20 protein-coding genes and 1 tRNA gene are annotated in these 24,039 nt (G+C 66.5%); 10 read left to right on the top strand and 11 right to left on the bottom strand.

What is annotated here, in order from left to right; translation table 11 throughout:
* Positions 1-20: 20 nt before the first annotated feature.
* The 5 genes from KB874_RS01385 to fabI form a co-directional block, all read right to left on the bottom strand.
* Positions 21-1,217 carry an aminotransferase gene (locus KB874_RS01385; protein WP_212534745.1) on the bottom strand — a complete coding sequence of 399 codons (1,197 nt, stop codon included), beginning with the start codon at positions 1,215-1,217 and terminating at the stop codon, positions 21-23.
* A 58-nt stretch (positions 1,218-1,275) separates the two neighbouring features.
* Positions 1,276-1,737, bottom strand: coding sequence for a DUF2127 domain-containing protein (locus KB874_RS01380; RefSeq protein ID WP_212534744.1), 462 nt, complete (start codon positions 1,735-1,737; stop codon positions 1,276-1,278).
* Positions 1,738-1,742: 5 nt separating this feature from the next.
* Positions 1,743-2,246, bottom strand: coding sequence for a xanthine phosphoribosyltransferase (gpt, locus tag KB874_RS01375; protein ID WP_212534743.1), 504 nt, complete (start codon positions 2,244-2,246; stop codon positions 1,743-1,745).
* Positions 2,247-2,314: 68 nt separating this feature from the next.
* A complete protein-coding gene (locus KB874_RS01370) occupies positions 2,315-2,917 on the bottom strand; it encodes a LysE family translocator (protein WP_212534742.1) in 603 nt (200 codons plus the stop codon).
* A 120-nt stretch (positions 2,918-3,037) separates the two neighbouring features.
* Positions 3,038-3,844, bottom strand: coding sequence for an enoyl-ACP reductase FabI (gene fabI, locus KB874_RS01365; RefSeq protein WP_212534741.1), 807 nt, complete (start codon positions 3,842-3,844; stop codon positions 3,038-3,040).
* 133 nt (positions 3,845-3,977) lie between these two features.
* Between fabI and pdxH the strand changes: the two genes are divergently transcribed.
* The 6 genes from pdxH to KB874_RS01335 all read left to right on the top strand — a co-directional run bounded on the left by pdxH (position 3,978) and on the right by KB874_RS01335 (position 11,271).
* A complete protein-coding gene (gene pdxH / locus KB874_RS01360) occupies positions 3,978-4,580 on the top strand; it encodes a pyridoxamine 5'-phosphate oxidase (protein ID WP_212534740.1) in 603 nt (200 codons plus the stop codon).
* A 140-nt stretch (positions 4,581-4,720) separates the two neighbouring features.
* Positions 4,721-5,248 carry a cold-shock protein gene (locus tag KB874_RS01355; protein ID WP_212534739.1) on the top strand — a complete coding sequence of 176 codons (528 nt, stop codon included), beginning with the start codon at positions 4,721-4,723 and terminating at the stop codon, positions 5,246-5,248.
* The gene (locus tag KB874_RS01350) at positions 5,224-5,688 is read left to right on the top strand and encodes a DUF192 domain-containing protein (protein WP_212534738.1); all 465 of its coding nucleotides are present in this window, start codon (positions 5,224-5,226) and stop codon (positions 5,686-5,688) included. Before KB874_RS01355 ends, KB874_RS01350 begins: the two co-directional genes overlap by 25 nt.
* Positions 5,689-5,731: 43 nt before the next feature.
* A tRNA-Pro gene (locus KB874_RS01345) sits at positions 5,732-5,808 on the top strand.
* A gap of 536 nt (positions 5,809-6,344) precedes the next feature.
* Complete coding sequence (locus KB874_RS01340; RefSeq protein WP_212534737.1) at positions 6,345-10,001, top strand: vitamin B12-dependent ribonucleotide reductase; 3,657 nt, start codon at positions 6,345-6,347, stop codon at positions 9,999-10,001.
* 400 nt (positions 10,002-10,401) lie between these two features.
* Positions 10,402-11,271 (top strand): glycosyltransferase family 2 protein, encoded by an 870-nt coding sequence (locus tag KB874_RS01335; protein ID WP_212534736.1) that lies wholly within the window; start codon positions 10,402-10,404, stop codon positions 11,269-11,271.
* On the opposite strand, the gene KB874_RS01330 is transcribed toward KB874_RS01335, so the two are convergent.
* Positions 11,268-11,888 (bottom strand): YitT family protein, encoded by a 621-nt coding sequence (locus tag KB874_RS01330; RefSeq protein WP_212534735.1) that lies wholly within the window; start codon positions 11,886-11,888, stop codon positions 11,268-11,270. The genes KB874_RS01335 and KB874_RS01330 overlap by 4 nt on opposite strands.
* Before the next feature lie 198 nt (positions 11,889-12,086).
* On the opposite strand from KB874_RS01330, the gene KB874_RS01325 reads away from it, so the two are divergent.
* Together KB874_RS01325 and KB874_RS01320 are read left to right on the top strand one after the other, a co-directional pair.
* Positions 12,087-12,395, top strand: a complete 309-nt coding sequence (locus KB874_RS01325; protein WP_212534734.1) for a hypothetical protein — start codon at positions 12,087-12,089, stop codon at positions 12,393-12,395.
* Positions 12,392-13,936, top strand: a complete 1,545-nt coding sequence (locus KB874_RS01320) for a methyl-accepting chemotaxis protein (RefSeq protein WP_212534733.1) — start codon at positions 12,392-12,394, stop codon at positions 13,934-13,936. The genes KB874_RS01325 and KB874_RS01320 overlap by 4 nt, the downstream gene beginning before the upstream one ends.
* Positions 13,937-13,951: 15 nt before the next feature.
* Here KB874_RS01320 and KB874_RS01315 read toward each other — a convergent pair whose 3' ends face one another.
* The 4 genes from KB874_RS01315 to KB874_RS01300 all read right to left on the bottom strand — a co-directional run bounded on the left by KB874_RS01315 (position 13,952) and on the right by KB874_RS01300 (position 17,867).
* On the bottom strand, positions 13,952-15,178 hold the full coding sequence (locus KB874_RS01315) for a Bcr/CflA family efflux MFS transporter (protein WP_249200201.1): 1,227 nt from the start codon (positions 15,176-15,178) through the stop codon (positions 13,952-13,954).
* A 101-nt stretch (positions 15,179-15,279) separates the two neighbouring features.
* On the bottom strand, positions 15,280-15,639 hold the full coding sequence (locus KB874_RS01310) for a potassium channel family protein (RefSeq protein ID WP_212534731.1): 360 nt from the start codon (positions 15,637-15,639) through the stop codon (positions 15,280-15,282).
* Complete coding sequence (locus KB874_RS01305; RefSeq protein WP_212534730.1) at positions 15,636-16,280, bottom strand: DsbA family oxidoreductase; 645 nt, start codon at positions 16,278-16,280, stop codon at positions 15,636-15,638. Before KB874_RS01305 ends, KB874_RS01310 begins: the two co-directional genes overlap by 4 nt.
* Positions 16,281-16,349: 69 nt before the next feature.
* The gene (locus tag KB874_RS01300; RefSeq protein ID WP_212534729.1) at positions 16,350-17,867 is read right to left on the bottom strand and encodes a class I adenylate-forming enzyme family protein; all 1,518 of its coding nucleotides are present in this window, start codon (positions 17,865-17,867) and stop codon (positions 16,350-16,352) included.
* A 69-nt stretch (positions 17,868-17,936) separates the two neighbouring features.
* Between KB874_RS01300 and KB874_RS01295 the strand changes: the two genes are divergently transcribed.
* Positions 17,937-18,557 (top strand): helix-turn-helix domain-containing protein, encoded by a 621-nt coding sequence (locus KB874_RS01295; protein WP_212534728.1) that lies wholly within the window; start codon positions 17,937-17,939, stop codon positions 18,555-18,557.
* A gap of 52 nt (positions 18,558-18,609) precedes the next feature.
* Complete coding sequence (mfd, locus tag KB874_RS01290) at positions 18,610-22,080, top strand: transcription-repair coupling factor (RefSeq protein ID WP_212534727.1); 3,471 nt, start codon at positions 18,610-18,612, stop codon at positions 22,078-22,080.
* Between the two features lie 4 nt (positions 22,081-22,084).
* Here the strand turns inward: mfd and KB874_RS01285 are convergent, their stop codons facing one another.
* Entirely contained in the window at positions 22,085-24,031 is a 1,947-nt protein-coding gene (locus KB874_RS01285; RefSeq protein ID WP_212534726.1) for a calcium-binding protein, read from the bottom strand.
* Positions 24,032-24,039: the final 8 nt, after the last annotated feature.

Below are 24,039 nucleotides of genomic sequence, written 5' to 3'. Positions count from 1 at the left end.
CCCGTCTGGTCCGGGACTGACTACCCGTCCAGTCCGCCCCCCGCAAGGGGCCAGTCCAGCGCCACGAGCCGGTCGAAGACCCGCGTCAGCGTGGCCCGGTCGGCATTGGCAAAGGCGACGCGGAAATGCCGCTCGCCGCTGGGGTCGCCCTTGGGCACGAACATGGTGGCGGGCAGGATCAGGATGCCCGCATCGCGCACCAGCCGCGGCGCGGCCTCGCTGGCGGGCAGGGCAAAGGGATGTTCGAGATAGGCGAAATAGGCGCCCAGCCCCTTCAGGCGCCAGCCCTGTGCCTCGAGCCGCGGCATGTTGCGCAGGATGGTGGCGCGGCGGTCGAGTATCTCGTCCCGTTCGCCGGCCAGCCACTGGCCGAGGTTCTCGAGCCCCCAAAGGGCTGCACGCTGGCCGATCTGCGGCGGGCAGATGGTGACCGTGTCGATGAATTTCTCGATCTCGTAGAGCAAGCCGGGCGACGCCACGATGGCCCCGACCCGGTGGCCGGTCAGCCGGTAGGCCTTGGAAAAGCTGTAAAGCTGCACCAGCGTCTCGTCCCAGCCGGGCCGCGTCAGCAGGTCATGCGGCGCACCCGTCCGCGAGTCGAAGTCGCGATAGGTCTCGTCCACGATCAGCCGGATGCCCGCCTCGCGCGCGAGATCGAAGAACGCCGACAGCGTCTGCGCGGGATATTCGACCCCGCCCGGGTTGTTCGGCGTGACCAGCGCGATGGCGCGCGTGCGCGGCGTAATCAGGGCGCGCGCGGCGGCGGCATCGGGGATCAGGCTGTCGCCAGTGGGCAGCGCCACGGCCGTGACTCCGCTCATGTCCAGCCACATCTTGTGATTGAAGTACCACGGCACCGGCAGGATCACTTCGTGCCCCTCGGTGCAAAGGGCCGTGATCGTTGCCGCAAAGGCCTGGTTGCAGCCCGTGGTGATCGCCACCTGCGCGGCCGCGACCGGCGCGCCGTAATGCGCCGCCCAGTTGCGCGCCAGCGCCGCGCGCAGGTCGGAATTGCCCAGCACCGGCCCATAGAGATGCGCCGCCGGATCCTCCAGCGCCTCGGCCATCGCGCGGCGCAGTGCCGGTGGCGGCGACTCGACCGGCGCGGCCTGGCTGAGATTGATCAGTGGCCGGTCGGCGGGAAAGACCACGCCCTCGGTCCAGCGTCTCGCCTCGGGGATGGGCGGGGGAAAGGTCGATTCCGTGCGGGTCGTCATCGGGATCTCTCGGCTTGGGTTCGTTCGCATCAGGACTAGCAGCCCGGTGCGGTGATCGCTAGCGTCGCGCGCCGATCCGCCGCTCCAGAACGACCAGAACGATCACGACGAGGTCGATCGCCGTCAGCACAAGCAGCGCGGGGTCCGGCGCCATGCCGTAGGAATACACTTGGTAGGCGATGAAGCTGCCGAGAACGATCAACGAGACCCGGAAAGCCCCGGGAAGCGACAGCAGTAGCGCGACCACAACGCTGAAGTTGAGCGTCCCGTGACCGAGCAGGTAGATTGCATAGAACTGGTCCGAGCCCAGCGTCAGCGACGCGGCCCAGTGTTGCAGGCCCAGCGCAATCGGGTCGACCGGGTCTTGCGCCAGTTCATGTCGTGTCAGCCAATCGACCAGGGCGGGCAGGGCGCTCTCCGGCGCAAGCCAGAGACCCAGCGCCCCAATGAGTTGTGTCAGTCCGAGTGCACCCTTGCCCACAAGGCTGAGGCGATAGGCGTATTCGACGAGGCGATCCACGCGTTTCAGTCAGTGCCGCGATAGGGCTTCACGTATTGCAGCGCCATGTCCCAGGGGAAGAAGATCCAGGTGTCCTGGCTCACCTCGGTGATGAACGTGTCGACCTGCGGGCGGCCCATCGGCTTGGCATAGACCGTGGCGATCTGCGCCTTGGGCATGTGCCGGCGCACCGCCTCGATCGTCTTGCCCGTGTCCACCAGGTCGTCGATCACCAGCACGCCGGTGCCATCGCCGATCACGTCCATGTCGGGCGACTTGATGATCTTCGGCGCGGCCTGGGTCTGGTGGTTGTAGGATTTCACGCTGATCGTGTCGACCACGCGGATGTCCAGTTCGCGCGCGACGATCATCGCCGGGGCCATGCCGCCGCGGGTGATGGCCACCACGGCGCGCCAGGCGCCCTCGTCCGGGCCCTGGCCCTGCAACCGCCACGCCAGCGCGCGGGCGTCGCGGTGCAACTGGTCCCAACTGACGTGAAAGCCTTTCTCGTGCGGCAGGCGGTCGGTCATCGTGCTCGTCTCCTCGGGTGGCGCTCTGGGTTCCGGCTATACGCCAGCGCGGGCGCGGCGGGCAAGTCTCAACGCCCCAGCAGCAGCCGCAGCCCCAGCGCGCCCAGCACCGCAGCCGCGGCGCGGTCGATGGCGGGTTTGAGCCGCAGGTAGCCGGCACGGGCGGGCGGCGTCGAGAGAAGCGCGGCGAACAGGGCGTAGACCGTCAGTTCCACCGCGAAATGGTTGGCCACGACCAGCGCCTTGTCCGCCAGCGTCAGGCCGGGCGGAAAGATCACCACCAGTACCGAGGCGGCGAACAGCACCGATTTCGGATTGGCGAGGTTGACCAGCATCCCGCCGAAGAACGCCCGCGCGCCGGGCCGCGCGCTGTCAGCCACCGGCAGGTGCGCGTCCCGCCAGAGGCCATAGGCGATCCACAGCAGATACAACGCCCCCGCGATCCTGACCGCAACGAAGGCCGCCGGGACAAGGCGAAAGACCGCCTCCAGCCCCAGCAGCGCGGCCGCCGTCCACAGGCTTGCCACCAGACCCAGCCCCGCGCCGGTCGCAACCCCGGTGCGGAACCCGCCGGCGATGGACTGGCGCAGCGCATACAGCAGCGCGGGGCCGGGTGCGGCCATCGCCGCCAGCAGGGTCAGGTTGAAGGCAAGGAAATGGGTCCAGTCCATGGCGTGCTCCGAGGTGTCGCCGCCATCTGCACACGCGCCGCGCCCGCCGTCAAATGAAGACGCCCCGGCACAAAGGCCGGCGCGCGTGTCGTCTGCGAGAGGGGCGGGCGCCGGGGGCGCTCAGCCCTTGGTGATGTCGGGCGCGTCCACAGCCTTCATCCCGACGACGTGGTATCCCGCGTCGACGTGATGCGTCTCGCCAGTCACGCCGGAACCGAGGTCCGACAGCAGATACAGCGCCGACTTGCCCACGTCCTCGATTGTCACGTTGCGGCGCAGCGGCGAGTTGTATTCGTTCCACTTCATGATGTAGCGGAAATCGCCGATGCCTGAGGCTGCCAGCGTCTTGATCGGCCCGGCGCTGATCGCGTTGACGCGGATGCCGTCCTTGCCGAGGTCCTCGGCCATGTAGCGCACGGATGCCTCCAGAGCGGCCTTTGCCACACCCATCACGTTGTAATGCGGCATGATCCGCTCGGCGCCATAATAGGTCAGGGTCACGGCGCTGCCGCCGTTTTTCATCATCTTCTCGGCGCGTTGCATCACGGCGGTGAAGCTGTAGACAGAGATGTCCATCGTCATCATGAAGTTGCCGCGAGTCGTGTCCACGTAGCGACCACGCAACTCGTTCTTGTCGGAAAAGCCGATGGCGTGCACGATGAAATCGAGGCTGCTCCAATGCGTACGCAGCGCCTTGAACAGCCCGTCGATCGAGTCCTCGTCGCCCACGTCGCAGGGCAGCACGATCTTGCTGCCCAACTGACCCGCCAGCGGTTCGACCCGCTTTTTCAGCGCGTCCCCCTGGTAGGAGAAAGCCAGCTCCGCGCCAGCATCGGCGCAGGCGCGCGCGATGCCCCAGGCGATCGACTTGTCATTGGCCAGACCCATGATCAGGCCGCGTTTTCCCGCCATCAACGTATTTGACATGAGCGCCGTTTCCCCCATTTCATCGCGGGTTCCTTTAGGGCATCCCCGGCAGACGGGCAAGACGCAGCCTGCGGACAGGCCGCTTGCGCCCCGCGCGGGGATGCGCCACGAACACGACACGGAGGTGACGGGCATGAGCGACAGAACGGGTATTTTCGCGGGCGACGATCCTTTCGCCATCGCGCGGCGCTGGCTGGCAGAGGCCGAGAAGACCGAGGTCAACGACCCGAACGCCATCGCACTGGCGACGGTGGATGGCGACGGGCTGCCCAACGTCCGAATGGTGCTGCTAAAGGAGATCGAGGACGCGGCCTTTGTCTTCTACACCAATTACGGCTCGGTGAAGGCGCAGGAAATCGAGCAGGCGGGCAAGGCTGCCTTCGTGATGCACTGGAAGTCGCTGCATCGGCAGATCCGGGTGCGCGGCACCGTCACCCGCGAGGACGGGCCCAAGGCCGACGACTATTATGCTTCGCGCTCGATGAAGAGCCGCCTGGGCGCCTGGGCCTCGCAGCAGAGCCAGCCGTTGTCGTCGCGCGCGGCGCTGATGGCCGAGGTGGCGAAGGTGACCGCGCAGCAGGGGACAAATCCGTCCCGCCCGCCCTTCTGGGGCGGCTTTCGCATCGATCCGGTCGAGATCGAGTTCTGGGCCGACGGCGCGTTCCGACTGCATGACCGGTTCCGCTGGCGGCGCGACGGATCGGGCGGCTGGCAGGTCCTGCGGCTCAATCCCTGAGCCTGCCACCAGGGCCTGTTCTTGACCTGTGTCAGTGTGACCTGACACAAATTGCATTAGCTTGGCTTCTTGAAAAAACGCTGGGGTAGTTTCATTGGTTCGCAACCGAACGTGAAGAAGACAGTCGACTGGGCGACACGGTGACACAGGAAGACAACACGGACGCGCGCCTGAAGGGGCGGGTCAAATGGTTCGATCCAGCGAAGGGATTCGGGTTCGTCGTGGCGGAAGCCGGGGGCTCGGACATTCTGCTGCATGCCAACGTGCTACGGAATTTCGGGCAGAGTTCTGTCGCTGACGGCGCGCGGATCGAGATCGCGGTCCAGCGCACCGAGCGGGGGATGCAGGCGACCGTGGTCTTCCGCATCGAGCCGCCCGAGGAAACCGCCGCCGTGCCCTTGGCGGATTTCGACGACATCGACCCCGAGGAGATGGCCAATGCGCCGCTTGAACCGGCGCGGGTTAAATGGTTCGACAGGGCAAAGGGGTTCGGGTTTGCCAATGTCTTCGGCAAGCCCGAGGACGTCTTCATCCATGTCGAGGTGCTGCGCCGCTCGGGTCTGGCCGACCTGCTGCCCGGCGAGGCGCTGGCGATCCGGGTGATCCAGGGCAAACGGGGGCGCATGGCGATGGAGATACATGCATGGGAATCCGCCTTGCCGCGCTGACGTTCGTCGTCTGTTTCGCAACCGGAGCAGCGGCCGACGAGGTCTGCCGCGACGACACGCTTTGGCTGCGCGGCGATTTCGGGACTGCGCGATTTTCGGTCTCGATCGCCGACGATGCCGAGGAACGCGCCCGGGGCCTGATGTTCGTCGAAACCATGCCGACCTCGAACGGTATGCTGTTCGTCTATGATGTCGCCCGTCCTGTCGCCTTCTGGATGAAGAACACGCTGATCCCGCTCGACATCCTGTTTGCCGACGACACCGGCACGGTGATCCGCGTGCACGAGAACGCGATTCCCGGCGACCTGACCGGGCTGCCCAGCGGCGGGCCCGCGCAATACGTGCTCGAGATCAATGGCGGGCTGGCGCGGCAGATGGGGATCGGTCCCGGCGCGCAGATGCGCCACCCTTCCATCGACGAGCCCGCCTGGCCCTGCTGAAAGGGCTTTCCAAAGCCGGGCGGTGCGGGTAGACCCGCCGCGTCGGGGCGTGGCGCAGCCTGGTAGCGCGTCTGTTTTGGGTACAGAAGGTCGTGAGTTCGAATCTCGCCGCCCCGACCATTCCTGCCGCATCTCTGAAATCGTTCCTGACCGTCCACCTGCCTGTGGATGCAGCGGCCTGCGCATCGCGTGGGCAGCCGGCTCGATTCGACCTTTCACGCCACATCTGCCGGGTTGCCTGTGGCATTGCCGCAATATGTGGTGGGCGCGTTGTTTTCGCGTCGTAAAAGGTTAACATTCGACCGTCATCGCAGGGTCTGTGCATAACTCTGAGGATTACCTCCGTTTTCCCTGTATCCGCCGCGGGATCGGACAGACCGGGACCGGGGGGTGAATCGCCTGGCGCCTACCGCCGGTGGTAGATACCCCCTGGGTCAACACAAAATATATGGTCAAGTTAAGGAAAAAGCCGTTGACGATAGAGGTCGGCTTGCGTCAGGTTGTGCGGGCCAGTCGGGCCACCACAACATATAGTGTCCGGCGGCACAGGGACAGTTCTGCAAATCCAGCCAGCAAGGCCAGGGCCCGCATTCTCAGGTGCGGGAGACAGCGACTGTCGCCTGTGGATTGGGGTCACATCTGATAGGGGCACGGGAATGAGGATCGAACGGAAATTCACCAAGGCAGGTCAGGACGCCTATGCGGGCGTTGCCTTCACCACCACCACGTCGGAGATTCGCAATCCCGACGGCAAGGTCGTGTTCCGGCTGGAGAACCTCGAAGTTCCCGCCAAGTGGAGCCAAGTCGCATCAGACGTGATCGCGCAGAAGTATTTCCGCAAGGCGGGCGTGCCCGAGGCGCTGAAGAAGGTGCGCGAAAAGGGCGTGCCGGAATTCCTGTGGCGCTCGGTTCCCGAATCCGACGACACGCCGCGCATCGGCGAGCAATCGGCCAAGCAGGTCTTCGACCGCCTCGCAGGCGCGTGGACCTACTGGGGCTGGAAGGGCGGCTACTTCTCGACCGAGGAAGACGCGCAGTCCTATTTCGACGAGATGCGCTACATGCTGGCCACCCAGATGGCGGCGCCGAACAGCCCGCAATGGTTCAACACTGGCCTGCACTGGGCCTACGGCATCGACGGCCCCTCGCAGGGGCATTTCTACGTCGACTACAAGACCGGCAAGCTGACCAAGTCCGACTCGGCCTACGAGCACCCGCAGCCGCATGCCTGCTTCATCCAGTCGGTCAGGGATGATCTGGTTGGCGACGGCGGCATCATGGACCTCTGGGTGCGCGAGGCGCGCCTGTTCAAGTATGGGTCGGGCACCGGCACCAACTTTTCCAGCTTGCGCGCCGCTAGCGAGCCGCTGTCGGGCGGTGGCAAGTCCTCTGGCCTGATGGGCTTCCTCAAGATCGGCGACCGCGCGGCCGGCGCCATCAAGTCGGGCGGCACCACGCGCCGCGCCGCCAAGATGGTGATCTGCGACGTCGATCACCCCGATATCGAAGAGTTCATCAACTGGAAGGTCATCGAGGAGCAGAAGGTCGCCAGCATCGTCGCCGGCTCCAAGATGCACGAGAAGATGCTCAACGGCATCTTCCAGGCGCTCAAGACCTGGGACGGGGCCGAGGCAGACGCCTATGACCCGGCCAAGAACGATGCGCTGAAGGGTGCGATCCGTGCCGCCAAGGGCGCGATGATCCCCGAGACCTACATCAAGCGCGTGCTCGACTATGCGCGGCAGGGCTATTCCAGCATCGAATTCCCGACCTACGACACCGATTGGGATTCCGAGGCTTATGCATCGGTCTCCGGCCAGAACTCGAACAACTCGATCCGCGTGACCGACGCCTTCCTCCAGGCGGTCAAGGACGATGCAGACTGGGAGCTGCTGCGCCGCACCGATGGCGGCGTCGCCAAGACGATCAAGGCGCGCGATTTGTGGGAACAGGTGGGCCACGCCGCTTGGGCCTGCGCCGATCCGGGCATCCAGTTCCACGACACCGTGAACGCCTGGCACACCTGCCCAGAGGACGGTGCGATCCGCGGCTCGAACCCGTGCTCGGAATACATGTTCCTGGACGATACCGCGTGCAACCTGGCATCGATGAACCTGCTGACCTTCCTCAAGAAGGGCAAGTTCGACGCCGATGCCTACATGCACGCCACCCGCCTGTGGACGCTGACCCTCGAAATATCGGTGCTGATGGCGCAGTTCCCGTCCAAGGAAATCGCGCAGCTGTCCTACGACTTCCGCACACTGGGCCTGGGCTATGCCAATATCGGCGGCCTGCTGATGAACCTGGGGCTGGGCTATGACAGCGACGAGGGCCGCGCCCTGTGCGGTGCGCTGACCGCGATCCTGACCGGTGTCTCCTACGCCACCTCGGCCGAGATCGCCGGAGAGCTGGGCACCTTCCCGGGCTACCAGCGCAACGCCGAGCACATGCTGCGCGTCATCCGCAACCACCGCACGGCCGCCTATGGCAAGAGTGTCGGCTACGAGGATCTCGCGGTGAAGCCGGTGCCGCTGGATCACGCCAACTGCCCCGACGCCGACCTGTCCGCGCTGGCCAAGCAGGCCTGGGACGAGGCGCTGGAACTGGGCAAGAAGCACGGCTACCGCAATGCGCAGGTCTCTGTCATCGCGCCGACCGGCACGATCGGCCTGGTCATGGATTGCGACACCACCGGGATCGAGCCGGACTTTGCCCTGGTGAAGTTCAAGAAGCTGGCCGGCGGCGGCTACTTCAAGATCATCAACCGCTCGGTGCCGGCGGCGCTGGAAAAGCTGGGCTATGGCTCGGCGCAGATCGAAGAGATCATCTCCTACGCGGTGGGTCATGGCACGCTGGGCAACGCGCCGGGCATCAACCACACGGCGCTGATCGGCCACGGTTTCGGCCCCGCGCAGATCGAGAAGGTGGAACAGGCGCTGGCCACCGCCTTCGACATCCGCTTTGTCTTCAACCAGTGGACGCTGGGTGAGGAATTCTGCCGCGAGGTGCTGGGCATCCCGGCGGAAAAGCTGAACGACCCGACCTTCGACATGCTCAAGCACCTCGGCTTTGCCAAGCGTGACGTCGACGCGGCCAATGACCATGTCTGCGGGACGATGACGCTGGAAGGCGCGCCGCACCTCAAGGAAGAGCACTACCACGTGTTCGATTGCGCGAATGCCTGCGGCAAGAGGGGCAAGCGCTTCCTCTCGGTGGACAGCCACATCACCATGATGGCGGCGGCGCAGAGCTTCATCTCGGGGGCGATCTCCAAGACGATCAACATGCCCAACGACGCCACCATCGAGGATTGCCAGCGCGCCTACGAGCTGTCGCACAGCCTTGGCGTCAAGGCCAACGCGCTGTATCGCGACGGATCGAAACTGTCGCAGCCGCTCGCCTCGGCCCTGGTCGAGGACGACGAAGAGGCGCAGGAAATCCTCGAGACGGGATCGCCCGCCGCCAAGGCGCAGGTCCTGGCCGAGAAGATCGTCGAGAAGGTTGTCATCAAGGAGATCGTCAAGGCGCATCGCCAGAAGATGCCCGACCGCCGCAAGGGCTATACGCAAAAGGCGATCGTGGGCGGCCACAAGGTCTACCTGCGAACCGGCGAGTATTCCGATGGCTCCCTGGGCGAGATCTTCATCGACATGCACAAGGAAGGCGCGGGCTTCCGGGCGATGATGAACAACTTCGCCATCGCGGTGTCGGTCGGCCTGCAATACGGCGTGCCGCTGGAGGAGTTCGTCGATGCCTTCACCTTCACCAAGTTCGAACCGGCGGGCATGGTGCAGGGCAATGACAGCATCAAGAACGCCACTTCGATCCTCGACTACATCTTCCGCGAACTGGCCGTGTCCTATCTGGACCGCACCGATCTCGCGCATGTGAAGCCCGAGGGCGCGACCTTTGATGACATCGGTCGCGGCGAGGAAGAGGGCGTGTCGAACGTCCGCGAACTGAGCGAAAGCGCCGCGTCGCGCAGCCTGGAAGTGCTCAAGCAGATCAGCTCGACCGGCTACCTGCGCAAGCGCCTGCCGCAGGAACTGGTTGTCCTTCAGGGCGGCATGGCGACCGGCACCGATCCGATGATTGCGCTGAACACGCTGGTTCCCGTCACCTCGGTCTCGGCGGCGCAGGCGACCTCCACCGTTGCGGTGGCTTCGGCCACGATGACGATGGACGAGCGCACCAAGGCCAAGATGCAGGGCTACGAAGGCGAGGCCTGCGGCGAGTGCGGCAACTACACGCTGGTGCGCAACGGCACCTGCATGAAGTGCAACACCTGCGGCGCGACGAGCGGCTGTAGCTGATGGGTCCGCCCTGTCGCGGAATCGCGGCGGGGCGCACGGAAATGCGGAGCAGGGCGCGTCCCTGCTCCGAAGTCGCGGGGTCCGATGACCTCTCAGGTCTTCAGACCCCGCGGCGACGAAATCACCCCTGGGGGGTGACGCGCATCCTGCCGGACCTGAGACCGGCGCGGCGCGCGATGCTGGGTGGGCTGTGGGACAGGCCATCCTCCGGGGCCGGTGCGCTGGCCCCAGGCGCGGACATGGCCGCAGGCAGAAAAAACTCGGGCGGTGAAACATCGAGCCTTGTCAGCGAAACTCAAAGGGTCCCCTCGGGGGCCCTTTTTCTTGGTTTCTTGCCCAACAATCGCCACGCTTGGCGGCCATTGTCGCCGTCGTGTGAACGTCACGAGGGAAGCCGGGGATGGAAGTCTGCGCCTTGACCATGGTCTATCGCGACCACTGGGCGCTGTCGCGCTGGTATGCCCATCACGCTGCGCAACTGGGCGCGCAGAGCCTCTATGTCGTGGCCCACGGACCCGATCCACGCCTCCCGGACCTCTGTCCCGGTGCCAGCATCATCACCGTGCCCCGCGACGATCTCAGCCATTTCGACCGCCGCCGTGGCGCGTTGCTGGACGGCATCCATGCCGGACTGGCGCAGCTTTACGACTGGGTGATCCGAACCGATGCCGACGAACTCGTCTGTTTCGATCCCGACCGCTATCGCTCGCTTCCCGAGGCGGTAGCCGCGCAGGGTGACGCGCCGGTTTTGACCGCGCTGGGATTCGACCTGGTCGAGATGCCCGGAGACGCGGCGCTGGCCAATGAGCCGACATTCACATCGCGCCGCAACCTGTCGTTTTCCGGTCATTATTCCAAGGCGGTGGCGGCGCGCCGCCCGATCCCTTTTGCCCTGCACGGGGTGCGCGTGCCGCCGCGCCGCCTGGCTGACTTCCCCTTCACCATGCCGCCGGGACTTTTCCTGGCGCATCTCAAATACGCCAATGGCGCCGCCCTGGCAGAGGCCACGATCGTGCGCGAAGAGGTGGGAAACACCGACGCGCGCGGCCTGCCAGGCGGCGGCTGGAAAGAGGCCGGGCGCGATGTCGAAACCTTCCATCGCACCTTCGCCGCCAAGCCGCTGGTATCGTGGGAGGAAGCCGAGGCGCAGGCCCGTGCGCAGCTGGCGCATGACCCGGTGCGGATCGAGGAACGCGGCATCGTCAAGGCCCGCGCTTTGAAACAGACCGTCCGGACGGTCCTGCCCGAACGCTTTGCCGCGCAGGGCTAGGAGCGCGCGATATAGCGGTCGCGGCGGTGGTTGATCGTGATGATCGCATTCAGGATGACCGCGCCCAGCAGCGACCAGGCGACGCGCTCCCACGGGAACAGCGCCAGTGCCACGGCAAAGACGCAGAGGTCGAACAGCAATTGCGTGTTGCCGGCGCGGATGCCGCGCGTGTCCTGCAACCACAGCGCCACGATGCCGACTCCGCCCAGCGTCGCGCCGTGCCGGAACAGCGACAGCAGGCCCACCCCCGCCAGCACGCCGAACAGCGCCGCGCCCAGCGCCGGATGCAGCGTGTTGACCGTCAGAACCAGCGGCAGCAGTTCGGCCATGGTCGACATCAGCGTGACCGCGGCAAAGCTCTTCAGCGTGAAGCGCCAGCCCAGCTGCGTGATCGCCAGCGCGTAGAACGGCAGGTTCAGCACGAAGAACACCGCGCCAAAGGACCAGCCTGACGGGTAGGCGATCAGCAGCGACAGGCCCGCGATCTGGCCGGTAAACAGCTCGGAGGCGCGCAGGAACTGGATCGACAGCGCCACCAGAGTCGCACCGATGACGATGCCCTGCGCGTCTTCCCACGGGCGGTGGCGGTCGGGAGGGGGCATGTCCAGCAGCAGCATGATTCAGCCTGTGCCGGATGGTGCCGCGGGCCGCAAGGGCCGGTCGGGATGCGGCGGTCGCGATGCCCCGATTGCGCGCGCCCATGCCCGCATCTGCATGAAAATCCGGCAGCTTCGGCGCGCGGGTTTCGTGCGACCGGCAACCACCCGGTAAGGTTTGGCTGCTACTCCGGCAGCATGAAGAGACAAACGGCGGAAATGGCGAACCTCGCGCTCGGGCTTGTCGTGGCGGTGCTGATCGCGGCGGTGCCCGTGGCGGCGGCGCTCGGCCCCGATGCTCGGCCCGGCAGCGGACCGGTGCTGGTCCTGGCACCGCCCTGGGGGGCGGGTGCGGCGTCGATCGTCCTGCAGGCGGGTGGCACGCCGCTGGGGCCGGTTTCGGCGCCGTTCGGCACGCTTGCCACCTTCGACGGGCCGGATCCCCGGCCTGTGCTCTATGAACTGGGCGCCTGGGCGGTGCGCGACGGCTCGGCGCTGGCCCTCCTTTGCGGACTGGACAGAACATGAAACGGTTTCTTTCGAATGGCGAGGCACGATTCCAGCGGGTGACGGTTCTCGCGTGCACCTGGTTGATGATCCCCTTCATCGCGCTGGTGGATGTCTTGCTGGGACGCGACGTGTATGTCGAGGCAGCGGCCGCCTGCACGGTAGGCCTGGTCGGCTGGCTTGCACTGCGGCTCGACTCGCGGCTGACGGACTACGTGTTGGCGCTGTGCTGCGTGGCGCAGCCGATGCTGCTGACGGCGGCCTTTGCCGGTCATCCCTGGCAGATCGACGCACACATGATCTTTTTCGTGTCGCTTGCCATCCTGTCGGTCTTTCCCTCGCCCTGGCCGTTGCTGACCGGTTGTGGCGTCGTCGCGCTGCACCACTTGGGCCTGACGGTGCTGCTGCCGTCGCTGGTCTATCCCTCGGCCGACCTGGCCGAGAACGTGGTGCGCACCGCGATCCATGGCGGCGCTGTCGTCGCCGAAGGTGCCCTGCTGACGATCGCGATCCTCCAGCGCGCCGCGATGGCCGGTGAAATGGCGGCGCAGCGGGCCGCGCTGGCCGAGGAAAGCGACCGGGCCGAGGCCGCCCGCGCCGAGGCCGCTCGCAAGCGGGACGAGACGGCGGCCGTCGTCACCCGTCTTCAGGCGCACCTTTCCCAGATGGCAGACCGCGACCTGAACTGCCGGATCGAGACCGACATGCCCGAAGGCTTCGAGGCGCTGCGCGCCGATTTCAACCGGGCCGTCGCGTTGCTGGCCGAGGCGGTGGAACAGGCGCAGGACGCGGCGCTGTCCTTCAACCAGGATGCGGTCGCGCTCGAATCCATGACTGCCTCGCTGTCAACCCGGAACGAGGCGCAGGCCCAGGCGCTGAGCGACGCGGCCGAGACCCTGACCGACATCACCGGCAAGGTGCGCAGGACCGCGGACGAGGCCAGCGCCCTGGCCTCGCGCGCCGACGCGACTCGCTCCGAGGCCGAGCAGGGCGGCATGGTGACCGAACAGGCCATCGCCGCGATGCACCTGATCGAAAAGAGCTCTTCCGAGGTTGCGCAGATCATGGACCTGATCGACGACATCGCCTTCCAGACCAACCTTCTCGCGCTCAACGCCGGGGTCGAGGCGGCGCGCGCGGGCGACTCGGGTCGTGGCTTTGCCGTCGTCGCGGGCGAGGTGCAGGGGCTGGCGCAGCGCACCGCCGAGGCGGCCAATGGCGTCAAGTCGCTGATCGCGACCAGCGCCGCGCAGGTTTCCGAGGGGGCGAACCTGGTCAACGAGGCGGGCAAGCGGCTGTCGCGGATCGTCAGCCAGATCGGCGAGGTCAGCGGTCAGATCGGCCGTATCCGCGACGAGGCGCAGGACCAGGCCGGCGGAATGGGACAGCTGGCGCAGACGATCTCGGACCTTGACCGGCGCACGCAGGCCACAGCCGGCGAAAGCGAGGAACTGGCTGCGATGGGCCTGCGCCTGCGCGAACAGGCCCATGCGCTGAGCGACAGCATGGCGGCCTTCGGCAACCGCCGGGGCCATCCGGCGCAACGGCGCAGGGTGGCCTGACGGCAGGCGCCCGGGTCAGGGCGCAGCGGGCGTGATGGGCGCGGACCCGGTGCCCTCGCGCTCCAGCCGCGCCATGCGGCGGCTCAGCCCGACGCCAAGGACGGCATAGACGAGGATGGCCACGGCCGTGCTCAGCGGTGTGCCGTCAAAGGCCAGGCTGACCGGCAGCGCCAGCACCACCGCCACCACCGTCGCGACACCGCCGATGATCGAGGCCGCCAGGCCGGCGATATGGCCCATCGGCTCCATCCCAAGCGCGTTCAGGTTTCCCAGCGTCAGGCCGGCCTGGAAGAAGACCGAGACCTGCCAGGTCACGAAGGCGGCGAAGAGCGGGTCTCCCGACAGGCCCGAAAGGGTCAGCAACACCATCACTGCACTCAGTCCGGTCTGCGCCAGCAGCATCCGGCTGACCAGCCGCCGCATGCCCAGCCGCATCACCAGCCGCGCGTTCACGAAACTGCCCGAGGCGGCGAGGATCGCCACGATCCCGAACCACATCGGAAAGCTGTCGGCCCGGCCAAAGGCCTGGTCGTAGATCGGCTGCACGGTCGAGATCATGGTGAACAGCATGCCGAAGCACAGGCCCTGTGTGACGATGGACAGGCGCACCATCGGGTGTGCAGCCATCTCGCGCGCGGCGTCGCGGATCAGCGCAAGGCGAAAGGGGCGCCTCTGTTCCTCGGGCAGGGTCTCGGGCAGGCGCAGCGCCAGCCACAGCGCCGAGATGGCCGAGAACAGGATGAAGGCACCGAAAACCGCCCGCCAGCCCCAGAGCGCGATCAGCCCCGCCCCGATCGAGGGCGCCAGCGCCGGCACGATGGTGAAGACCATCATCACGAAGGACATGATCTGCGCCATGCCGCGCCCGGCAAAGAGGTCGCGGATGATCGCCAGCGCCACCACGCGGGGACCTGCGGCGCCCAGGCCCTGCAAGAGCCGCGCCAGCAGCAGCATCTCCAGCGACTGCGCCATTGCGGCCAGGAACGACCCGGCGATGTAGAGCGCGGCGCCGCCCAGCACCACCGGCTTGCGGCCCAGTGCATCCGACAACGGCCCGGTGAACAGCGTTCCGATCCCCATCCCCAGCACGAAGCTGGTGACCACGAACTGCGCCCGGTTCGGCGCGTCGGGCGAGAACTGCTCGGCCATCGCGGGCAGGGCGGGCAGCATCCCGTCTATGGAAAAGGCGATGGTGGCGAACAGCATCGCGACAAGCGCGATGAACTCGGTCCGTCCGGGCATCTGCTGTGGGATCGCGTGACTGTGCATGATCCGCAGCTAACACCGTGCGGCCATGCCGAACAGGGCCATTTCCGCAGGGTCGGACCTGCGCAAACGCAGGGTCAGCGCGGGCTGTCCCTGTCCTCGCCTGGTGGATCGTCAGCATTGGCGGCCTTGCCTTCGCCCAGCCGGCCGATCAGCCATTCCACGTGTTCTTCGCGCTTTCGCATGGCGAAGACACCGAATTGCTGGATCGCGACGGCGAATATGCCGAGGCCAAGCAAGATGAAGACGGTTGTCGCGATCTTGCCTGCCACGGTGACGGGCACGAGGTTGCCATAGCCCACGGTGGACAACGTGACCACGGTGAAGAAATAGGAATCGAGCAGCGACCACCCTTCGACCAGGTGGAAGAACACCGTGCCCAGCGCGATGATCCCCACTGGCGTGGCGAAGAGGGTGATCAGCCCCAGGCGTTTCATGCCGCCGGATCCGCCCCTTCGCGCAGCTCGGCGATGACCTGCGTCCACAGTTCGGGCGGCTGTGCGCCGGGCACTGCGTGCTTGCCCGCGACGATGAAGGTTGGCACCGCCGTCACGCCCATGCCACGCGCCGCCGCGTCGCGTTCCACGATCTCGCGCCGGTCGGAGTCGCTGGCCAGCAGGCGCAGCACCACGCTGGCATCCATGCCGCAGGCGTCGGCGATGTCCGCCAGCACCTCGGTATCGCCGATGTCGCGGCCCTCGATGAAATAGGCCCGGAACAGGGCCGAGACGACCGGCGTTTGCACCCCTTCCAGCTCCGCCCAGTGGATCAGCCGATGCGCGTCGATCGTGGACGGCGTGCGCGCGATACTGTCGAGCTTCAGGTCAAGACCGGCCTTTTTCGCATGCTCGGCCACCGGCATGTAGGCTTTTACCGCCGCGTCCTTGCCGCCGAATTTCGTTTCGAGGTAGGTGCGGCGGTCCTTGCCCTCGGCGGGCATGTCGGGGTTCAGCATAAAGGGCAGCCAGCGGATGCGGAACGGGTGGTCCGGATTGGCCTCCAGCGCGCGGTCCAGGTGGGCCTTTCCGATATAGCACCAGGGGCAAATCGGGTCGGAAAAGATATCGAGCTGAATCATGGCAGGCGCCTCCTTGGGGCCGGTTTAGCAGGCTTCACGCCGGGACGCGACAGGCCGTGACCCGTGTTTTCAACCCTGGTCGCCTTCGGCGAGGCGGCGCAGCGCAGAGCGGCGCAGCTTGCCGTTGGGATTGCGTGGCAGCGTCTCGACATGGAAGAAGGCGCGTGGCTGCTTGTATCGGGCGAGCCGTTCGGCGGCGGCAGCCAGCAGCACGGCCTCGTCCTGCGGTGCGCCGGTGTAGAAGGCGGCGATCACCCGCACGTCGGCGCGCACGGCGATGTCGGTCACGGCGATCTCGGTCACGCCGGGCAGGCCCGCCAGCGCCGCCTCGACCTCGAGCGGCGAGACCCGGTAGCCGCCGGCGTTCATCATGTCGTCGTCGCGGCCCAGATAGGCGATCTGCCCGTCCTCGCGCATCACCGAACCGTCGCCGGTCAGGAACCAGTCGCCGGAGAAGCGTGCCCGCGTCTCTGCCTCGGCGCCGCGATAGCCCAACATCAGGCCGGGATCGTCGCGGTGCACGGCGATGATGCCCGGCGTGCCGCGCGGCACCGGGCTGCCATCCGGTCCGAGGATCGCCATGTGCCGCCCGCGCTGCGGCAGGCCGAGACAGCCCTCGGCCGCCGGGCGCCCCGGCGCTGCGGAAACGAAGGTCGAGCATTCCGACATGCCAAACGCCTCGTAGATCTCGGTCCCCGTCGCCTCGCGCCAGCCGGTGCGCACCGTCTCGGACAGTTTCTCGCCGGCGGCGAGGCCGTGGCGCAGACGGGGCATGGCAGGCAGCGGGTATTTCAGCATCTGGCGGAACACGCCCGGCGCCGCCGCGAACAGCGTGGCGTCGTTGCGCCGGAGCAGTAGCGCCAACTGGGCCGGGTCGGTGCCCTGCGCCGGGATCAGCGCGGTCGCCCCCGCCGCCCACGGGTCCATCAGCCCGGTGCCCAGCGTGAAGGTCCAGTTGAACGCGCCCGCATGCAGCAGCCTGTCGCCCTCGTGCAGGTCATACCAGTCGCGCATCATCATCTGCCGCGCCCAGACCGCCCGATGCGCATGCATCACGGCACGCGGCGTGCCCGAGGTGCCCGAGGTGAAGACGATGTATCCCAGCCGGTCCGGGTCGCCCATGGCGTAATCGGCTTGCGGCAGGTCGCGCCAGCGGCGGAAGACATCTTCGGCGATGACGGGGGTAAGACCTTCGGGGCAGGCCACGCCCTTGGCACGCAGGATCGCGGCGGGCGTCACCTGTTGCACGATTCCGGTCACTTCACGCTCGACCAGCTGGGAAGAGGTCGGAACGGGCACGATTCCGGCCGCGATGGCGCCCAGGTAGGCGATTGGGAAATCCACGCTGTTGCCCAGCCGCAGCAGCACGATGTCCCCCGGCTTCAGCCCCGCCTGCAACAGCCCCGTCGCGGTGCCGCGCACCGCCGCGATGAGGCGAGCATAGGACCAGCGCTCTGCCCCGGTGGGTTTCACCAGCGCCAGCGCGATCTTGTCGGGCATGCGTTCGCCCGCCGCGAGCACATGCGCGGCCAGGTTGAACGGGGCGGGGCAGGGCGCAAAGGCGCCGTCGTGGAATACGGACTCCATGCGGTCAGCCTATGCCAGCGCAAGCCCCGCGCTTGCAAGCCTGTCCGCGCGACCCTATAGCGCAAACACATGAGCAAGGACCCGAAATCCCTGATCCGCATCGCTAGGGCCGAGGGCGAGGAACTGGCCGGTGAACCCGTCGACCTGGGGGCTCGCGTCCGCGAATTGCGCAAGCAGAAAGACTGGACGCTGGAGCAGGCGGCGAAAAAGGCCGGCCTAGCGCGCTCGACCCTGTCCAAGATCGAAAACGGCCAGATGTCGCCCACCTACGACGCGCTGAAGAAGCTGGCGGTGGGGCTGGAAATCTCGATCCCGCAGCTGTTCACGCCGCCGCAGGCGGAAAAGGTCAACGGGCGGATGGCGGTCACGCGCTTGGGTGAGGGCAACCACCACGCCACCGCCACCTATGAGCACACGCTGCTGGCCGAGACCCTGACGCGCAAGCGGATGCTGCCCTACCGCGCCCGCATCCGCGCCCGCGACCTGTCGGAATTCGACGGCTGGGTGCGCCATGACGGCGAGGAATTCCTCTACGTCCTGACCGGGGTGGTTCGGCTGTATACCGAGTTCTACGAGCCGATCGAGATGCGTCGCGGCGACAGCGCCTATTACGACGCGACCATGGGGCACAACGTGATCTCGGTCAGCGAGGATGACGCCACCATTCTCTGGGTCACTTCGCTGGGGTGACAGGCGCAAAGCGCTGTTGACCTGACGCGCCCGGCGCGCCATGTGGCGCGCCATGGCAGACAAACCGATCATCATGGGCGGCGCGCCCGAGGGATTCGACGCGACGCTGATCCTGAAGGAAGTGGACCGCGCTGGCGGCCCGGTCGTGCATATCGCGCGCGACGACCGGCGGCTGGCCTCGATGCGCGACGCGCTGACGTTCTTCGCACCCGAAATGCCGGTGGTGACCTTCCCGGCCTGGGATTGCCTGCCCTATGACCGGGTGTCGCCCAATCCCGACATCTCGGCCGGGCGCATGGCCGCGCTGGCGGGGCTGGTGCACGGGATGCCGGGGCGGTTCGTGCTGCTGACGACGCTTTCGGCCGCGATGCAGCGGATCCCGGCGCGCGAGGTGCTGCGCGAGGCCGCCTTTACCGCCCGCGTCGGCGACCGGGTGGACGAAGAGGCGCTGCGCACCTTCCTTGTGCGGATGGGCTTCAGTCAGGCACCAACCGTGTCGGAACCGGGTGATTACGCCATCCGTGGCGGCATCATCGACATCTTCCCGCCGGGCGAGGGCGGGCCGGTGCGGCTCGATTTCTTCGGCGACGTGCTGGACGGCGCGCGGCGCTTCGACGCCGCGACCCAGCGCACCACCGAAAAGCTCGACATGGTGGAACTCGCCCCGGTCTCCGAGGTGATCCTCGACGAGGCGGCGATCACCCGCTTTCGCCAGAATTACCGGATCGAGTTCGGCGCGGGCACGTCCGACGATCCGCTATATGAGGCGGTCAGCGCGGGCCGCAAACACCAGGGCGCCGAGCATTGGCTGCCGTTCTTCCACGAGCGGATGGAGACGCTGTTCGACTACCTGCCGGACGCACCGGTTCTGATGGACGACCAGTTGACGCCCGCGCGGCTGGCGCGCTGGGACAGCATCGCCGACCAGTACGAGACCCGCCGCCTCGCGATGGCGCAGAAGAAGACCATGGGCTCGGTCTACAAGCCTGTGCCGCCTGCGCAGCTTTACCTCGACGATGCCGACTGGACGGCCGCGCTGGGGACGCGCCGTGTGATGCAGTTCCATCCGTTGCCGCAGGCCAGCGGGCCGGGCGTGGTGGATGCGGGCGGGCGGATCGGGCGCAATTTCGCACCCGAGCGACAGCAGGAATCCATCAGTCTTTTCGGTGCCTTGGCGGCGCATGTGAAAGCGCGGATGAAGGGTGGTCCCGTTGTCATCGCCTCTTACTCCGAGGGCGCGCGCGAGCGCCTTACCGGCCTGATCGAGGACGAGGGCCTGGCCGAGGTCATCCCGATCCGCAACGGCACCCGTATCGGCAAGCGCGGGCTGCATCTGGCCGTCTGGGCGCTGGAGGCCGGGTTCGAGGCGCCCTTTGGCGACGGGCGCCTGACGGTCATCAGCGAACAGGACGTGCTGGGCGACCGGTTGATCCGCCAGCCTAAAAAGCGCCGCAAGGCCGAGAACTTCCTCACCGAGCACCAGAGCCTTACGCCCGGCGACCTTGTCGTTCACGTGGACCACGGAATCGGCCGGTATCAGGGGATGGAGGTCATCACCGCGGTGGGTGCGGCGCATGAATGCCTGTCCCTCGAATATGCCGAAGGATCGCGTCTGTATCTGCCGGTCGAGAACATCGAACTGCTGTCGAAATACGGCCATGAGGAAGGCTTGCTGGATCGGCTGGGCGGCGGCGCCTGGCAGGCCAAGAAGGCCAAGCTCAAGGAACGCATCCGCGAGATGGCCGACAAGCTGATCCGCATCGCGGCCGAACGCGCCCTGCGCACGGCGCCGGTGATGGACCCGCCCGTGGGCGCCTACGAGAGTTTCGCCGCGCGTTTCCCCTACGAGGAGACCGACGACCAGTTGCGCGCCATCGAGGACGTGATGGCCGACATGCATTCCGGCCAGCCGATGGATCGCCTGATCTGCGGCGACGTGGGTTTCGGCAAGACCGAGGTCGCCATGCGCGCGGCCTTTGTCGCGGCCATGTCTGGTGTGCAGGTGGCTGTGATCGCGCCCACGACGCTGCTGGCACGCCAGCACTACAAGAGTTTCGCCGAACGCTTTCGCGGCTTCCCGGTGCAGGTCGCACCGCTGTCGCGATTCGTCTCGGCAAAACAGGCGACGCTGACGCGAGAGGGCATTGCCAAGGGCACGGTCGACATCGCCATCGGCACCCATGCGCTGCTGGCCAAGGGGATCAAGTTCCACAATCTCGGCCTGCTGATTATCGACGAGGAACAGCATTTCGGGGTGCAGCACAAGGAACGGCTGAAACAGCTGCGCAGCGATATCCACGTGCTGACGCTGACCGCCACGCCCATCCCGCGCACGCTGCAACTGTCGCTGACCGGGGTGCGTGACCTGTCTGTGATCGGCACGCCCCCCGTCGACCGGCTGGCGATCCGCACCTATGTCTCGGAATTCGACCCGGTCACGGTGCGCGAGGCGCTGCTGCGCGAGCACTATCGCGGCGGGCAATCCTTCTACGTCGTGCCGCGCCTGACCGACCTGCCCGAGATCGAGGACTTCCTCAAGGAACAGGTGCTCGAGGTGACCTATGTCGTGGCCCACGGCCAGATGCCGGCGGGCGAACTCGACGACAAGATGAACGCCTTTTACGACGGGCAATATGATGTGCTGCTGGCGACGACCATCGTGGAATCCGGCCTCGACATTCCGACCGCCAACACGATGATCGTGCATCGCGCCGACATGTTCGGCCTGGCGCAACTGTATCAGATCCGGGGACGTGTTGGGCGGTCCAAGACCCGCGCCTATGCCTATCTCACGACGAAACCGCGCGCCAAGTTGACCGTGCAGGCGGAAAAGCGGCTGCGCGTGCTGGGCTCGCTCGACGCGCTTGGCGCGGGCTTCAACCTCGCCTCGCAAGACCTTGATATCAGGGGCGCCGGGAACCTTCTGGGCGAGGAACAGTCGGGCCAGATGCGCGACGTGGGATACGAACTCTATCAATCCATGCTGGAAGAGGCGATCGCCAAGATCCGCTCCGGCGCGATGGAGGGTCTCTCCGAAGCCGACGACCAGTGGGCGCCGCAGATCAATCTCGGCGTGCCGGTGCTGATCCCGGAGGAGTATGTGCCCGACCTCGATGTGCGCCTGGGCCTTTATCGCCGCCTTTCGGCGCTGACCACCAAGGTCGAGCTGGAGGGGTTCGCCGCCGAGTTGATCGACCGCTTCGGCAAGCTGCCGCGCGAGGTCAATACGCTGCTGCTGGTCGTTCGGATCAAGGCGATGTGCAAGAAGGCGGGGATCGCCAAGCTGGATGGCGGGCCGAGGGGCGCGACGATCCAGTTCCACAACGACAAGTTCGCATCGCCCGCCGGTCTGGTGGAATTCATCCACGACCAGAAGGGGCTGGCCAAGATCAAGGACAACAAGATCGTCGTCCGCCGCGACTGGAAATCCGAGAAGGACAAGATCCAGGGCGCCTTCGGCATCGCGCGCGACCTCGCCGAAAAGGTCGCGGCCGCGCGCAAGGCAGAGAAGACAGCGACCTGAGCCGTCAGAAGATGAAGTCGGTGGCGTCGATCAACCCGCCGCCGCCCATCACCAGCACCGATCCGCCGCCCATCTCGATCAACGCGTTGGCGCCCATATTGGTGACGGTAACACCGGTCATGTCCAGCGCCACCGCGTCCCACACGATGAAGCGGTCAGAGCCGTTCTGGAAATCGGTGATGATGTCGTCGCCGAATCCGGTTTCCGAGAACACGAAACGGTCGACGCCCCAACCGCTGCTCATCGTGTCGTCGCCTAGCCCGCCGTTGATCGTGTCGTTGCCGCCGCCGCCGTTCAGCTCGTCGTTGCCCGCGCCGCCGTTCAGCAGGTCGTTGTTGTCCTGGCCGTGCATCAGGTCGTCGCCATCGTCGCCTTGCATGACGTCGTTGCCCTGGCCGCCAAGCATCGTGTCCGCGCCGTTACCGCCCGACATCCGGTCGGCACCCCAGCCGCCATCGAGGCTGTCGTTGCCGTCGCCGCCGCTCAGCAGGTCAAAACCGGCCTCGCCCAGCAGCGTGTCGTCGTCCGCACCGCCCCGCAGGATGTCGTCGCCCACACCGCCGCTCATGCGCGCGGTGCCGGCCCAATCGATCAGGATGTCGTTGCCGTCGCCGCCGGTGGCGATCTCGACCGCGCCGATGAAGAATTCCGATCCGAGTTGTATCAGGTCGTCGCCCGCGCCGCCGTGCAGCGTGTCCATGCCGTCGCCGCCCCGGAGCGTGTCGTTTCCGTTCGATCCGATCACCCAGTCGTTTCCAGCCCGCGCGAAATAGTCCGTCGGCGCCGAGAGGAGTTCGTAGTCGTCCAGGTCTGTGCCACGCCCGCTGATGGCCATGACGACATCATCATTCGACCCGTTGTCGCGCAGGCCGAACTGCATGACGCCTCCAGCGGCCATGGCGACGATACTGCCTTGGTCACTCAACCCGCCTGGCGGAATTTCCGACAGGCCAAGAGTCTGGTCATCGCCCGGCTCTCCGTTCGGCTTGAAACTGCGGTACCAGTAGCCGTCGGCGCTGGCCGCGCTGGAGAAATCATGCCAGCCAAGCACGTAGCCGCCGTCTTCGGCCACGGAGATGTCGACATATCCGGTGCCCGGGCGTTCCGCCGGGTTCGACGCCTCGCGCACGTCGAAGCGCGGTGTGCCGTCAGCTGCGAATTGCCGGTACCAGATCCCGCCGGAGGAATTGTTGTTCCATGCGACGACGAAATCGCCACCGGGAAGGGCCGCGATGACCGGCGAGAAATACGAGCCGGTCACGGGCGCGGTATCGTCGGCATTCGTCTCGGTCAGCACTTCGTTTCCATTGGCATCGAAGATCCGCAGCTTGATATGAGTGCCCGAGGAAAGGTCGCGCCAGACCACGGCGTATCCGCCATTCGCCAGGCCGGCGACCTGCGCCGAATCCTGTGTTCCGGTGGTTGTCGTGTTGACCGAAACCTCGTCCCCGACCGGGCGGTTGAGCACGGAGTAACGTTGGAGCTTGATCTCGTAACCGTTGCTGGCGGTCGCTGATGTCCAGACCACGACAAAGCCGCCATCGGCCATCGCCGCGACATGTGCCTCGTACTGGGCGCCGGAGGTGAATGTGTTGACCCGCGTTTCCGAGCCGATCCGGAATCCTGTCGCGCTGTAGCGCTGCATGTAGATCCCGTCCTCGCTTCCGTCCTGGAGCGCGCTGGTCCAGACCACCACGAAACCGCCATCGGCCAGCGCCGTAACCTGCGCATCGTCCTGCGAGTCCACGGTCTGGGTATTCACGCGCGTATTGGAACCCACGGCCAAGCCATACTGGTCATAACGCTGAAACAGCACGGCATCGCCGCTCGCGTCGCCGGTCGAGGACGTGAAGACCACGATGACATCTCCGCTCAGCAGCCGAGCGGCGTCGGGTTCGTCCTGATTGCCGAGAGTCGAATTGAAATTGACGGTCTGATCAAACGTGGCCATGGGGGGCC

The sequence above is a fragment of the Thetidibacter halocola genome (genome assembly GCF_018224955.1).
In the GTDB taxonomy this organism is placed as follows: domain Bacteria; phylum Pseudomonadota; class Alphaproteobacteria; order Rhodobacterales; family Rhodobacteraceae; genus Thetidibacter; species Thetidibacter halocola.
Note: the sequence above shows the minus strand (reverse complement) of the source record. Positions and strands in the feature narration are given on the sequence as shown.